Annotated in this window: 10 protein-coding genes and 1 pseudogene; 6 read left to right on the forward strand and 5 right to left on the reverse strand. The window is 60.4% G+C overall.

The features are described 5' to 3' along the window. Window positions 1-39 precede the first annotated feature (39 nt). The 5 genes from hflK (AC1RQB_RS11900) (at window position 40) to cfaB (ending at window position 7,402) form a co-directional block, all read left to right on the forward strand. Window positions 40-2,004, forward strand: coding sequence for a protease modulator HflK (hflK, locus tag AC1RQB_RS11900; RefSeq protein ID WP_063343914.1), 1,965 nt, complete (start codon window positions 40-42; stop codon window positions 2,002-2,004). Continuing rightward, entirely contained in the window at window positions 2,001-3,050 is a 1,050-nt protein-coding gene (gene hflC, locus AC1RQB_RS11905) for a protease modulator HflC (RefSeq protein ID WP_081235254.1), read from the forward strand. Before hflK (AC1RQB_RS11900) ends, hflC begins: the two co-directional genes overlap by 4 nt. After that, entirely contained in the window at window positions 3,047-4,108 is a 1,062-nt protein-coding gene (gene hflK / locus AC1RQB_RS11910; RefSeq protein ID WP_063342051.1) for a protease modulator HflK, read from the forward strand. Before hflC ends, hflK (AC1RQB_RS11910) begins: the two co-directional genes overlap by 4 nt. Continuing rightward, the gene (locus AC1RQB_RS11915) at window positions 4,105-6,015 is read left to right on the forward strand and encodes a cation-translocating P-type ATPase (RefSeq protein ID WP_063342052.1); all 1,911 of its coding nucleotides are present in this window, start codon (window positions 4,105-4,107) and stop codon (window positions 6,013-6,015) included. The genes hflK (AC1RQB_RS11910) and AC1RQB_RS11915 overlap by 4 nt, the downstream gene beginning before the upstream one ends. Before the next feature lie 199 nt (window positions 6,016-6,214). Then, on the forward strand, window positions 6,215-7,402 hold the full coding sequence (cfaB, locus tag AC1RQB_RS11920; protein ID WP_063342053.1) for a C17 cyclopropane fatty acid synthase CfaB: 1,188 nt from the start codon (window positions 6,215-6,217) through the stop codon (window positions 7,400-7,402). On the opposite strand, the gene cls is transcribed toward cfaB, so the two are convergent. Then, entirely contained in the window at window positions 7,399-8,838 is a 1,440-nt protein-coding gene (gene cls, locus AC1RQB_RS11925; RefSeq protein WP_063342054.1) for a cardiolipin synthase, read from the reverse strand. The two genes, cfaB and cls, sit on opposite strands and share 4 nt — an antisense overlap. A gap of 131 nt (window positions 8,839-8,969) precedes the next feature. Here cls and AC1RQB_RS11930 point away from each other — a divergent pair, with 131 nt between their 5' ends. Further along, the gene (locus AC1RQB_RS11930) at window positions 8,970-9,491 is read left to right on the forward strand and encodes a DUF3617 domain-containing protein (RefSeq protein ID WP_008007839.1); all 522 of its coding nucleotides are present in this window, start codon (window positions 8,970-8,972) and stop codon (window positions 9,489-9,491) included. Window positions 9,492-9,569: 78 nt separating this feature from the next. Here the strand turns inward: AC1RQB_RS11930 and AC1RQB_RS11935 are convergent, their stop codons facing one another. From AC1RQB_RS11935 to AC1RQB_RS11950, 4 genes and pseudogenes are all read right to left on the reverse strand, one after another. After that, window positions 9,570-10,472, reverse strand: coding sequence for a His/Gly/Thr/Pro-type tRNA ligase C-terminal domain-containing protein (locus tag AC1RQB_RS11935; RefSeq protein WP_063342055.1), 903 nt, complete (start codon window positions 10,470-10,472; stop codon window positions 9,570-9,572). Window positions 10,473-10,503: 31 nt separating this feature from the next. Then, the gene (locus AC1RQB_RS11940; protein WP_063342056.1) at window positions 10,504-11,841 is read right to left on the reverse strand and encodes a dihydroorotase; all 1,338 of its coding nucleotides are present in this window, start codon (window positions 11,839-11,841) and stop codon (window positions 10,504-10,506) included. Window positions 11,842-11,843: 2 nt separating this feature from the next. Continuing rightward, window positions 11,844-12,403, reverse strand: a pseudogene (locus tag AC1RQB_RS11945) (gamma carbonic anhydrase family protein). Further along, the gene (locus AC1RQB_RS11950; RefSeq protein WP_063342057.1) at window positions 12,400-13,275 is read right to left on the reverse strand and encodes a metal ABC transporter substrate-binding protein; all 876 of its coding nucleotides are present in this window, start codon (window positions 13,273-13,275) and stop codon (window positions 12,400-12,402) included. Before AC1RQB_RS11950 ends, AC1RQB_RS11945 begins: the two are co-directional and overlap by 4 nt. Window position 13,276 lies beyond the last annotated feature (1 nt).

Consider the following 13,276-nt stretch of genomic DNA (forward strand, 5'->3'; position numbering starts at 1 on the left):
ATCGTAACGAACTGTGATGTGAGCGATGGCTGGGGTGGTATGCAAGTCGATCTCGATGACGATAAGGCACAAATAGCAGCACTACCGCGCTTCCAGCAGGCGGTCGTTCAAGGACGTCGATTGCGGCAATTCGCGATCGGTTTGGCGGCCTTGGCTGGCGCAGGGTTGGTGCTGGCGTTTTTTGTCGGACTGTTTGCGCCGCAGTCGCTTTGGCCGGCGTTGCTGGTCAATCAGAGCGCCGGTTTGCTGGTGCTGGTCGCCGGCCTGCAATCGGCCTGGTGGGTAACGCAGTGGCGCGCACGGGCGATGAGTCCAGCATTGTCGGTGCCGGTGGTTGTCGCTGAGGAAGTCGTTGCCGCTGAAGGCTGGTACGAGCGGTTGCTGGACCGCATCAGCCAACGATGGTTGCGCTTGCTGGGGCAGATTGGTGCGCCGACGCTATGGTTGGCTGGCTGGGCGTTATTGATGTTGTACAGCATCGGGCAAGTCTGGAATCTGACCTTGCCGCCCGCCGCGCTGGGGTTGTCGGCCAGTGTCGGCGCCACGCTGGCGTTGCTGCTGGCTTTCGGTTTGCTGGTGCTGGAGCGGCAACTGGCGCAGGAAAACGTCGCCCAGTGGCCCGAAGCAGGGCCGTTGGCGCAGCTGACGCGGGTCGCGATTGTTTGCCTGGTGCTCAGCGCCCTGTGTTTGTTATTTGGCAGCGAAACGTCGGTCTGGCCGGTGCGTCTGGCGGTGCTGATCGGTGTGCTGCCGGGGCTGGTCGCCGTCGAGTTGCTGCTGCGGGCCGTGTTGTCGCTGTTCAGTCCTCGTCGTGAACAGCTGGAACCGGCCTTGCTGGCGCGAAGCTTCGTCGCCGACATGCTGCGTTGGCCGCCGCAACCTTTGCTCGCATTGCAGCACGAACTGCACAACCGCTTCGGTATCGACCTGCGGCAAATCTGGGCCTTTACCTACATGCGCCGGGCGTTTTTGCCGGTGCTGGCGGTGGTGGCTATCGTCGGTTGGTCGCTCACCGGTATTCACGAAATACCCCTGCAAGGGCGCGGTATCTACGAGCGTTTCGGCAAACCGGTGGAGGTGTTCGGTCCTGGTTTGCACGCCGGTTTGCCATGGCCGCTGGGTCGTGTGCTGAGCGTCGAGAACGGTGTGGTCCACGAGTTGGCCACCAGCGTCGGCGAAATGTCGGCACCGGTCGAGGCCGAACCAGCCGAAGGCCCGGCACCGGCGATTGCCAATCGCTTGTGGGACGCCAGCCATGTGAACGACAAATCCCAGGTCATCGCCAGTAGCCGCGCCGACAAACAGAGCTTCCAGATCGTCAATATGGACGTGCGCTTCGTCTATCGCATCGGCCTGAGCGATCAGGCGGCGCTGGCAGCAACGTACAACAGCGCCGATGTGCCAACGTTGATCCGCAGCACCGCCAGCCGGATTCTGGTGCACGATTTCGCCTCGCGAACCCTCGATGGTTTGCTCGGCGAGGACAGGGTAGGGCTGGCCGAAGAGATCGGCGGCGCCGTGCAGGCTGATCTGCAAAAACTCGATAGCGGTGTGGAAATTCTCGCCACGGTGGTCGAGGCCATCCACCCGCCTGCGGGGGCGGCTAATGCTTATCACGGCGTGCAAGCGGCGCAGATTGCTGCTCAGGCGTTGATCTCCCGCGAGCGCGGTGCCGCGGCGGAGGCGACTAACCAGGCGCAATTGCAGGCCAGCATCGCTCACGATCAAGCCACGGCCAGTGCTCATGAAATCAACTCGACCGCTCAGGCCGCCGACCTGAAATTTGCCGCCGAGCGAAAGGCTTTTTCCAGCGCCGGCCAGGCCTTCGTGCTGGAGCAATACCTCAGCCAGCTGACCCAAGGTTTGGCCAACGCCAGGCTGCTGGTTCTCGATCATCGTCTGGGCGGCAACAGCAATGCGCCGACCATCGACCTACGTACATTCACGCTGCCGGCTGACCCTGCGCCGCCGCGTAATACCGTTCAGCCAGGAGCCGTCCATTGAGCCAGCCGACGCCTACACACAATCGCGATCACGATGACCACGCTGGTCACGATCATGGCCATGGCGGGCATCACCACGGCCATCACCATCATCACCACGGTGATCCACACGAAGCTGGCCCTTTCCCGTGGCGGCGAATGGGATGGGCGGCGCTGCTGGTGGCGTTTGCCATTGCGGCGGCGAGCCTGGTGCAGGTGCGCTCGGGGGAGGCCACGGTCATCACTCGCTTCGGCAATCCATCGCGGGTGTTGCTGGAACCCGGTCTTGGCTGGCGCTTGCCGGCACCGTTCGAGGCGGCGATCCCGGTGGATCTGCGGCTGCGTACCACCTCCAGCGGTTTGCAGGATGTGGGCACGCGCGATGGTCTGCGCATCATCGTGCAAGCCTACGTGGCCTGGCAGGTGCAGGGTGATCCGGACAACGTGCAACGCTTTATGCGCGCCGTACAGAACCAGCCGGACGAAGCCGCGCGGCAGATCCGCACCTTTGTCGGCTCGGCGCTGGAAACCACCGCCAGCAGTTTTGATCTGGCCAATTTGGTGAACACCGATGCCAACCAAGTGCGCATCGCCGATTTTGAAGCGCAGCTGCGTCAGCAGATCGATCAGCAGTTGCTCACCACTTATGGCGTGCGAGTGCTGCAAGTCGGCATCGAGCGTTTGACCTTGCCGTCGGTGACGCTCACCGCGACTGTCGATCGTATGCGCGCCGAGCGTGAAACCATCGCCACTGAACGCACGGCCATCGGCAAGCGGGAAGCTGCGCAAATTCGCTCTGCGGCCGAGCGTGATGCGCGAATTGTGCAAGCCGATGCGACGGTGAAAGCTGCGGACATCGAAGCCCAATCCCGCGTCGAAGCCGCGCAGATTTACGGCCGTGCCTACGCCGGTTCGCCGCAGCTCTACAACTTGCTGCGCTCTCTCGACACCTTGGGCACTATCGTCACGCCAGGCACCAAACTGATTTTACGTACCGATGCCGCACCGTTCCGGGTGTTGGTTGACGGTCCGCCGACGCTCGATAGCAAGCCCGGGTTGCAGCCATGAATTTAAAAGTTCCACGTGGAACACATGAGTTGAGCAGCCCGTGGATTCAGGCCGGGCGCTTGGCTTTTCTGGCGCTGTACGCCGTGACCGTGCTGGCTGCGCTGGCGTGGGCATTCTCAAATGTGCGGCAAATCGACCCGCAAAATCGTGCCGTGGTGCTGCACTTTGGCGCACTGGATCGCATTCAAAATGCCGGTTTGCTGTTGGCATGGCCGCGCCCGTTCGAGCAGGTCATCTTGTTACCGGCAGCGGATCGGGTGATCGAACGTCGGGTGGAAAGTCTGCTGCGCTCGGATGCTGCATTGCAGGCCGATCGAGTCGCGAGTTTCGCCACGCCCCTCAGCGATGCGCTCGCCGGTTCCGGTTATCTGCTGACCGGTGATGCGGGCGTCGTGCAACTGGATGTGCGGGTGTTCTACAAAGTCACCGAGCCCTATGCCTTCGTTCTCCAAGGTGAACATGTGCTGCCGGCACTGGATCGGCTGGTGACCCGCAGTGCCTTGGCACTCACCGCTGCGCGAGACCTGGATACCATCCTGGTGGCTCGACCGGAACTGATCGGCGCCGACAATCAGGCCGCTGAGCGCCGCGAACGTCTACGCGGTGATCTGGTACGGGGCATCAATCAACGCTTGGCCGAACTGACGGCGACCGGGCAGGGGATGGGCATTGAAGTGGCGCGGGTCGATGTGCAATCGAGTCTGCCCGGCCCGGCGGTGAACGCGTTCAACGCGGTGTTAACCGCCAGCCAGCAGGCCGACAAAGCCGTGGCCAACGCGCGCACTGAAGCCGAGAAGCTGACTCAGTCCGCCAACGAACAAGCCGACCGCACGCTGCAAGTGGCTCACGCCCAAGCCAGCGAACGCCTGGCCAAAGCCTCTGCCGACACCGCCACAGTGCTGAGTTTGGCCAAGGCGCAACAGCAGGGCACTGACCCACAAATGCTGCTGCGTATTTACCGTGAGCGGATGCCGAAGATTCTCGGGCAGGCCGGCTCGGTGACTACGGTTGATCCGAAAGACGATTCCCGCCTGATCATTCAGGGAGCTGCGCAATGACTGCCCAAACCGCCGCCGCGCCGAGCATGTTGTCCTCGGTTGAACAACGTAGCGCCGCGCGCCAGTTGACCCTGGCCATGCTCGCGCTTGGGTTGCTTGCGCTGGGCCTGATCTGGCGCTGGTTGTCGCCGGAGCAGACCGGAGTCAGCCAATTGCTATTGGGTTTTGCCTCCTTGCTGGTCGCCGTGCCGGTCATGCGCTCGGCGTGGTACAGCCTGCGTTATCCGAGCCTGCACGGGATCACCGATCAACTGATCGCCCTGGCCATGCTCGGTGCCTGGGCCACAGGCGATCTGCTCACTGCGGCGTTGCTGCCGATCATCATGATCTTCGGCCACGTGCTGGAAGAGCGCAGCGTAATCGGTTCCCAGGAAGCGATTCATGCCCTCGGCAAACTGACCCGCAGCCACGCGCGCAAGATTCAGGCTGACGGTTCCGTCGTTGAAGTCGACAACGGCACCCTCAAGGCCGGTGACCTTGTGGAGGTGCGTGCCGGTGATCGAGTGCCGGCGGATGGCCGGGTGTTGTCCGGTCAGGCAAGCCTCGACACCGCATCGATTACCGGTGAGTCGGTGCCAATAGAAGCCGGCGTGGGCATGCCGGTGTTCGGCGGGGCGATCAATCTCGATGGCCTGCTGCGCATTGAAGTGACCCGCACCGGTAACGAATCGACCCTGGGTAAAGTCATTGCGCTGATGCAAAGTGCCGAACGTTCCAAGCCGCCGATCACCCGCTTGCTCGAACGCTACGCCGGAAGCTACATGGTGCTGGTGTTGCTGCTGGCCGCCGTGACCTGGTTTGTGACCAACGATGCGCAAGCGATGCTCGCGGTGTTGGTCGCAGCTTGCCCTTGCGCGCTGGTGTTGTCGGCACCGGCCACGGCGATTGCCGGGGTGGCGGTGGCGGCTCGGCACGGGATTCTGATTCGCAGCTCGGCGTTCCTCGAAGAGTTGGCTGACCTGACGTCGTTGGTGGTCGACAAGACCGGAACCCTGACATTCGGCACCTTGCGCCTGCAATCCATCGACAGTCCGCTGGAAGATCGCAGTCACGTACTGAAGCTCGCCGCCAGCCTCGGTTCCGCCAGCAGTCACCCGGTCAGCCGCGCCTTGGCCGGATTGGTCACTCAGGAACACTTTCTGCTGCTCTCTGACATTCATGAGCGTCAGGGGCTGGGTGTCGTGGCGATGACCGAACAGGGAGAAGCGGCCCTCGGTCGTCCGGAGCTGTTCGCACAATTGGGCATCGCCACATCAGCTGTGCCCGAACACGACGGCCCGATTGCCGGGCTGGCACTCAACGGTGAATTTCTCGCCTGGCTGTTGCTCGCTGACAGTATCAAACCCGAGGCCCGGTTTGCCCTGAGTGAGTTGCGTGAACTGGGTTTGGGTCGTCAGTTGTTGCTCACCGGGGATCGGCAAAGCGTTGCGCATACGCTGGCCCGGAATGTGGGCATCAGCGATGTCGAAGCCCAGGCCTTACCCGAGGACAAACTCAATCGTGTGCTGAAAGAAATCGGCAGCGGGTTCCGGCCGATGGTGGTGGGAGACGGCATCAACGATTCCCTGGCGCTCAAGGCCGGTGTGGTCGGCGTGGCGATGGGCGCAGGCGGTGCGGACATCGCGCTGGCTTCGGCCGATATCGTACTGATCGGCAGCGACCTGCGCCGGCTCGGGACCTGTGTGCGCTTGAGTCGCCAATGCCGCCAGACCTTGCAGGTCAATGTGATTATCGGGTTGGGCTGGACCCTGGCCATCGTCGCGTTCGCCGCATTCGGCTGGCTCGGCGTGGCAGGGGCGATGATTGCCGCGCTGTTACACAACTTGAGCACGTTATTAGTGCTCGGGAATGCCGGGCGTTTGCTACGCTTTCAGGAACCCCTACTCAAGCTTAAGGATGAGGTGTGAGCGTCTACAACTTTTCAGAACTGTGTACCGGATTTGTAGTCATCTAGGGTAAGGCGGTCATTTTCAACGATCGTCCGTTGGATGGTTTCAGTGTTGCAGGCAATACCGGGAATAGAAAAAGGCTATTAATTCGATAGCCTGCTATTTTTCAAGGATGGTCTACCCTCAGATTTGACGTCTGAAACAAGGGGGACTTTTCATGCTCGCGCAACTTCCACCGGCCTTACAGAATCTGCAATTACCGCTTCGCTTGCGACTCTGGGACGGCCATGAGTTCAATCTGGGGCCGACGCCCAGCGTCACCATTGTGGTCAAGGACCCACACATGGTTACCCAGTTCACCCATCCCAGCCTCGACGCGTTGGGGGCGGCGTTTGTCGAAGGCAAGCTGGAGCTGGAAGGCTCTATCAGCGATGTGATTCGTGTCTGCGATGAGTGGAGTCAGGCGCTGATCAACGAAGATCAAGATGCACAACCGGTGCGCACGGTTCATGACAAAGAAACCGATGCCAAAGCCATCTCCTACCACTACGACCTTTCCAACGCGTTTTACCAACTGTGGCTCGACAGCGACATGGCATATTCCTGCGCCTACTTCGAGACCGGCAGTGAAACCCTTGAGCAAGCCCAACAAGCCAAGTTTCGCCACCTGTGCCGCAAGTTGCGCTTGCAACCAGGCGAGTATCTGCTGGATGTCGGTTGCGGCTGGGGAGGGTTGGCGCGGTATGCCGCTCGTGAGTTCGGCGCGAAGGTATTCGGGATCACGCTCAGTAAGGAACAATTGGAACTGGCCCGTGAACGGGTGAAAGCCGAAGGCCTGGAGGATCAGATCGAACTGCAACTGCTCGACTACCGCGATTTGCCTCAGGACGGACGCTTCGACAAGGTGGTCAGCGTCGGCATGTTCGAACACGTTGGCCACGCGAACCTGTCCGAGTACTGCAAAACCTTGTTCGGCGCGGTGAAAGAGGGTGGCCTGGTGATGAACCACGGGATCACCGCCAAGCACACCGATGGTCGTCCGGTTGGGCGCGGCGCTGGTGAATTCATTGAGAAGTACGTGTTCCCCAACGGCGAGCTGCCGCATCTGTCGATGATCTCGGCCGAGATCAGCGAAGCGGGGCTGGAAATCGTCGATGTCGAGAGCCTGCGCCTGCATTACGCGCGAACCCTGGACCACTGGAGCGAACGCCTGGAAGACAATCTGGAAGCCGCCAGCAAACTGGTGCCAGAACAGGCTTTACGGATCTGGCGGTTGTACCTGGCAGGGTGCGCCTATGCCTTTGCCAGAGGCTGGATCAACCTGCATCAAATTCTCGCGGTGAAAGCCCATCCCGATGGCAGCCATGAACTGCCCTGGACCCGCGACGACATTTACAACCCTTAAAGAATCGGTGAAATAAGCCGGGCGATCCGCATGCCGATCTGTTGCAGACGGTGGGTCTCCCGGCTTTCTTCTTTGGCGATTTCGTGAGCCTGGGCGAAGTCATCGTTGAGCATCTGTTCCACTTCGGCAGCAAACGGACTGTCGACCGTCAGCAACATCACTTCGAAATTCAGCCGGAACGAACGGTTGTCCATGTTGGCGCTGCCAATGGCGCTGATTTCGCTGTCGATCAGCACCACTTTCTGATGCATGAACCCCGGCTGGTAACGGAACAAGCGTACGCCAGCACGTACTGCTTCGAAGGCGTAAAGGCTGGACGCGGCGTAGACGATCCGGTGATCCGCCCGCGACGGCAACAAAATCCGTACATCCACACCACGCAATACTGCCAGTCGTAACGCGGCGAACACCGCTTCGTCGGGGATGAAGTAAGGGGTGGTGATCCACACCCGTTCCGTTGCCGCATGGATGGCTTCGACGAAGAATAGCGAACAGGTTTCGTAGGAATCCGCCGGGCCGGTGGCCAGCAATTGGCAGAGCACGCCGTGATCTGGATAAACCTCCGGCAGGATCAACGGCGGCAGCGAACGGGCCGCCCAGAACCAGTCTTCGGCAAAGGACTCCTGCATGCAGGCCACCACCGGCCCGCGCACTTGCACGTGGGTGTCGCGCCATGGTGCCAGGGGCGGTTTTTCGCCCATGTATTCGTCGCCGACGTTGAGCCCGCCGACAAAACCGACAATCCCGTCGACCACGACGATCTTGCGGTGGTTGCGGAAATTGACCTGAAAGCGGTTGAGCCAGCCGCTGCGGGTGGCGAAGGCTTTGACCTCGATACCGGCATCGCGCAACGGTTGCACGTAACTGTGGGGCAGGGAGTGGCTGCCGATGCGGTCGTAGAGCAAGTAAATCGCCACGCCTTCGGCAGCTTTCTTGGTCAGCAAGGTGTGCAGGCGTTGGCCGAGGCGGTCATCGTGGATGATGAAGAACTGGATCAGCACCGCTTGCCGGGCGTTACTGATGGCGTCGAAAATCGCATCGAAGGTGGCTTGGCCATCAATCAATAGGTGTACTTCGTTATTCGCCAGACACGGCATGCGCCCCAGTTTCGGCATGGCCCTCAAAGACGCGTAGGCGCTGGAGGCACGAGCAGCCAGTGCCTCTTCTACCCAGGGGCGCCAGTTCAGCTCGGAGATGGCCTTGCGCATTTCCTCGTTGGCTTGCCGCCGGGCCTTGATATAGCCATCGAAGGTGCTGCGGCCGAAGACCAGATAAGGGATAAGCGTGAGGTAGGGAATGAACAGCAGTGACAGAGCCCAGGCGATCGAGCCCTGAGCGGTCCGAACGGTCAATACGGCATGGATGGCGGCAATCGAACCCAGCGTGTGCAGGATTGCGATCAGATAACCGAAAACATGCGGTCCAAAATAATCCATGGGGCAGCCTTGCTCCTGAAGATTCAATGCTTAACAGACCATGTTCCGGGCAGAATGTCGCTATTTAATTGGCCCATGAACCGAAGCCCGTGGCTGACGTCTAACGGCCACTAATGATCAGGAGTTACTCGATGAACGTTCGTCTGCTGGGTTTGGCCATTGCGTTTGGTTTGACACTTCCTGTGGCTGCTCAGGCGCAGATGTTGCAGCCGGGCTTGTGGGAAATGACTTCAAGCAACATGAAGGTCGATGACCAGAACCTGCCCGATTTGCAACTGATCCTCGGCCAGATACAGAGTCAGATGACCCCTGAACAGCGCGCGCAGCTGGAGAAGCAGGGCATCACTATGGGCGGCAAAGGGATTCGGGCGTGCCTGACGCCTGAGCAGGTGAAGACCGACAACATTCCACTGACGGACCCACAATCGGGCTGTAAGCAGCAAATCACCGAACGTACCGGCAACCAATGGAAATTCCGTTTCAGCTGTCCGAAAGCGCAAGGTGCGGGTGTCGCCACATTCCTCAGCGATCGTGAATTCACCACCAAGGTCAACGGCACGTTCAACGCCACTGGCATTCAGCAGAAGGGTAGCCTCGATACTCGCGCTGTGTGGTTGGGGCAGGATTGCGGGACCGTTAAACCACGGGCCTAAACGCTTCGCGGGCAAGCCCGCTCCCACAAGGTCATACGCGATCCCTGTGGGAGCGGGCTTGCCCGCGATGACGTCCGTTTAGTCACCTTGAATCTTGGGCGGATTCAACAATTCACACACCGCCTCAATCCCTTTCTCCCCGAAATCCTCTCCACTGCCGCTGCGCATGCTGACAAACCCGCCTTCCTTTTCCTTCTCTCCCACTACCAGCAGATACGGCACTTTCTGGCTGTGCTGGCGAATCTTGTGGCTGATTTTCTCGTTACGCAGGTCCGAGTTGGCCCGCAGTTCGCGGCGGCGCAGTGCCTGGGTTACTGAGTGCGCATAAGCGGTCTGACGTTCATCGATGTTCACGACCATCACCTGCGGCGGCGCTCGCCAGGTGTCCAGCTCCTGTTGGCTGGACCAGCACGTGCCGTAGATCCGTTGCTGCGACGTGCCGCTGATATGGTCCAGAGTGAATGCTTGCAATACCTTGGTGGTGGGAACATGCGGGCCTGCTGCGAAACTTTCAAAATCCCCCAAGCGATACAGCGATAACCGTTCAGTTGACGTCGCCTGGGGAGCTGGTTCCCGGCGGATCGAATGGTTGGTCGCCGCCAGTGCATGCATGCGCGCTTCGATAACTGGCAGCTCGGCCAGAGTTAAAGAGCGCTGGAAAGCAAACTCATAAAAGAAACCGTCACCTAGCGACGATCCGGTCCGCAATTGCGCGTGCGGAAAAAGCTGTTTGACGGCCATGGCCAACATCAGCGCACAGGACCGGCGAAGGATTTCCAGGCCATCGGGCTCCTGAGGCGTGACGATACTGACTCGGGCATCGCCCTTGATCAGGAATCCACAATCCATCAACACGCCGTCGACCCGCCCGGCCACCGCCGCGTTGGCCAACCCGAGACTGATACTCGCAGCGACCTCATACACAGACAGCGGCTGATCGTACTCACGCAATGAACCATCGGGCAGGGTGATGTGGATCATGATCGTGTTCTCGAATGTTTTCGATAACGCGCTAGCGCATAAACCGTAGGGCTAAACCCTGGCAGCTGTCATTAAGACGTTGGTCGTGCCAGGCAATTTGCCCCGACACGAGCGTAGTGGTGACGCTGTGGCGAAAACAGTGGTGGGTGAAGGGCGTCCAGCCACATTGCGAAAGGATCGGCTGCCGGGAAACCGCAACGCCACCGGGCTCGGGTTTAATCAATACCAGATCTGCCCAATAGCCTTCGCGCAGGTAGCCGCGGTCGGGGATGGCAAACAAATCGGCGACCCGGTGACTGGTCTTGGCCACGAGGGTGGTGATCGGCAATATCTCATCGGACACCAGCTCCAGCAACGCGGGCAGGGCGTGTTGCACCAACGGCAAACCGGACGGCGCCTGGCTGTAGGGCCGCTGCTTTTCGGCCCAGGTATGAGGCGCGTGATCGCTGCCGATCACGTCCAGTCGATTGCTCAACAATGCTTTGCGCAAAGCATCGCGGTCGGCCTGAGTCTTGATCGCCGGGTTGCACTTGATCAGGTTGCCAAGGCTCGGGTAGTCGCGATCATCGAACAGCAAGTGGTGCAGGCAGACTTCGGCGGTGATGCGCTTCTGTGCCAGCGGCTGGTCTTCGAACAGCGCCAGTTCGCGGGCCGTGCTCAAGTGTAAAACGTGAAGTCGGGTGCCGTGTTGCCTGGCCAGATCAACGGCCATTGAGGAGGAGCGAAAGCACGCTTCGGCGTTGCGGATCAGCGGGTGAGCGGCGGGTGGAAGGTGCTCGCCGAACAGCTCTCGCAGGTTTGCGGCATTGGCTTCGATGCTGGGTGTGTGTTCGCAGTGAGCCAACAAAATGGTCGGCACCTCGGCGAAGAGCCGCTCGAGAATCCGTGGATCGTCCACCAGCATGTTGCCGGTGGAGGCGCCCATGAACACTTTGACTCCGGCCACCTCACAAGGATTGAGCGCGGCGACGGTATCGAGATTGTTGTTGCTCACGCCGAAATGAAAACCGTAATTGGCCACTGAGCTGGTCGCCGCTCGACGCTTCTTGTCGGCCAGCGCGGCGAGGGTCAGGGTGGCCGGGGAGGTGTTGGGCATGTCCATGAAGCTGGTGATGCCGCCGGCAACTGCCGCCCTGGATTCGGTATGGAAGCTGCCCTTGTCCGGCGCTCCGGGATCGCGGAAATGCACCTGGTCATCGATCATGCCCGGTAGCAGCCATTGGCCGTTGGCGTCGATTTCCACGGCGGCCGTTTCACCTTCGATGCTGCTGGCGATCTTGACGATGCGACCGTGGCTCACCAACAGATCGCCGTCGAATTCACGACCTTCATTGACCAGCCGGGCGTTGCGAATCAACACGCTGCTCATGGTCAGAATTCGTTTTGCAGGGCTTGTAGCCCCGCACCAGATCAACGTTGGTGCGCGCCACATCCTCGGAAAACTCCGAGGCACTGACGCTCACCGGTGGGAACTGCGACAGGTCAGTGTTGGGGCCGATGCGCGTGGTGGAGGGCACGTAGAAGTCTTCAGGCAAGTCACGACCATCGACCACCGAGTTGTGCCGCACCACGCAACCGTCGCCCACCGCGCAGTTGAACAGCACGCTGTTGAACCCGATGAATACGCGATTACCAACGGTGCAGGGGCCATGCACGATGGAACGGTGGGCGATAGAGCTGAACTCGCCGATGGTCACCGCCGCCCCCGACTTGGAGTGGATCACCACGCCGTCCTGGATGTTCGAATTGGCGCCGATGGTGATCGCTTCCATCTCGCCCGAGTCGTCCACTTCATCGGCGCGAATCACCGCATAAGGACCGACGAACACGTTCTCGCCGATCAACACTTTGCCGCAGATGATGGCGGTTTTATCCACGTACGCCGACTCGGCAATCAACGGCAGATCGCCTGAAGGATTCTTGCGGATCATGGCTTGCTCAACGCGTTGTACAGGGTGTTGAGGTTGTATTCGAACAACCCGGCGAACGTGCTGGCCGGGCCGGTCGCCGCGAGGGCATCGGAGTACAGCGTCCCGCCGATATGCGCGCCGCTTTCATCGGCGATTTGCTTGAGCAGGCGTGCGTCCTTGATGTTTTCCATGAACACCGCTTTGACTTTGGCCTGACGGATCTGGGTGATCAGCGCAGCGACTTCGGCGGCCGACGGTTCACGTTCGGTAGACAGTCCTTGAGGTGCCATGAAGTCGATGCCGTACGCCTGACCGAGATAGCCGAAGGCGTCATGGGAGGTCACGATTTTGCGATTACCCTGCGGCAGCGAACCGAGCTTGGCTTTGGCCTCGGCGAGCAAGGCGTAGATCTTTTTCAGATAGGCCTGGCTGTTGTGTTCGTAGTCGGCTTTGTTGGCAGGGTCGGCGGCAATCAGCGCTTTGGTGATGTTGCTGATGTACAGCTCGGTGTTCGCCAGGTTGTGCCAGGCGTGTGGGTCGGGAATGGTTTCGCCGTCTTCATCCAGCGAGCGTGGAATGACACCGTGGCTGGCACTGATGACCGCAGCTTTGGTCTCGGTGCTGGTCACCAGACGGTCCAGCCATGGCTCGAAACCTAGCCCGTTCTTGATGATCAATCTGGCCTTGAGCAATGCTTTGGCATCGTCCGGGGTCGGCTCGTAGGTATGGGCATCGGCGTCCGGCCCGACCATGTTGGTGATCTGGATATGGTCGCCGCCGACCTGATGGGTCATGTCGGCGAGGATGCTGAAGCTGGTGACTACCTGGAGTTTTTCCGCGGCAGACAGCGACATCGAAAGCATCAGACTGAACAGCACGAGTAAAGCGCGCATC

Source organism: Pseudomonas sp. GW822-FHT02E03 (genome assembly GCF_058802325.1).

What these genes read in the sequence shown, in the direction of transcription:
- hflK (WP_063343914.1), top strand. Translation starts at nt 40, where the DNA reads ATGCAAGTCGATCTCGATGACGATAAGGCACAAATAGCAGCACTACCG.
- hflK (WP_063342051.1), top strand. Translation starts at nt 3,047, where the DNA reads ATGAATTTAAAAGTTCCACGTGGAACACATGAGTTGAGCAGCCCGTGG.
- AC1RQB_RS11915 (WP_063342052.1), top strand. Translation starts at nt 4,105, where the DNA reads ATGACTGCCCAAACCGCCGCCGCGCCGAGCATGTTGTCCTCGGTTGAA.
- cfaB (WP_063342053.1), top strand. Translation starts at nt 6,215, where the DNA reads ATGCTCGCGCAACTTCCACCGGCCTTACAGAATCTGCAATTACCGCTT.
- cls (WP_063342054.1), bottom strand. Translation starts at nt 8,838, where the DNA reads ATGGATTATTTTGGACCGCATGTTTTCGGTTATCTGATCGCAATCCTG.
- AC1RQB_RS11930 (WP_008007839.1), top strand. Translation starts at nt 8,970, where the DNA reads ATGAACGTTCGTCTGCTGGGTTTGGCCATTGCGTTTGGTTTGACACTT.
- AC1RQB_RS11935 (WP_063342055.1), bottom strand. Translation starts at nt 10,472, where the DNA reads ATGATCCACATCACCCTGCCCGATGGTTCATTGCGTGAGTACGATCAG.
- AC1RQB_RS11940 (WP_063342056.1), bottom strand. Translation starts at nt 11,841, where the DNA reads ATGAGCAGCGTGTTGATTCGCAACGCCCGGCTGGTCAATGAAGGTCGT.
- AC1RQB_RS11950 (WP_063342057.1), bottom strand. Translation starts at nt 13,275, where the DNA reads ATGCGCGCTTTACTCGTGCTGTTCAGTCTGATGCTTTCGATGTCGCTG.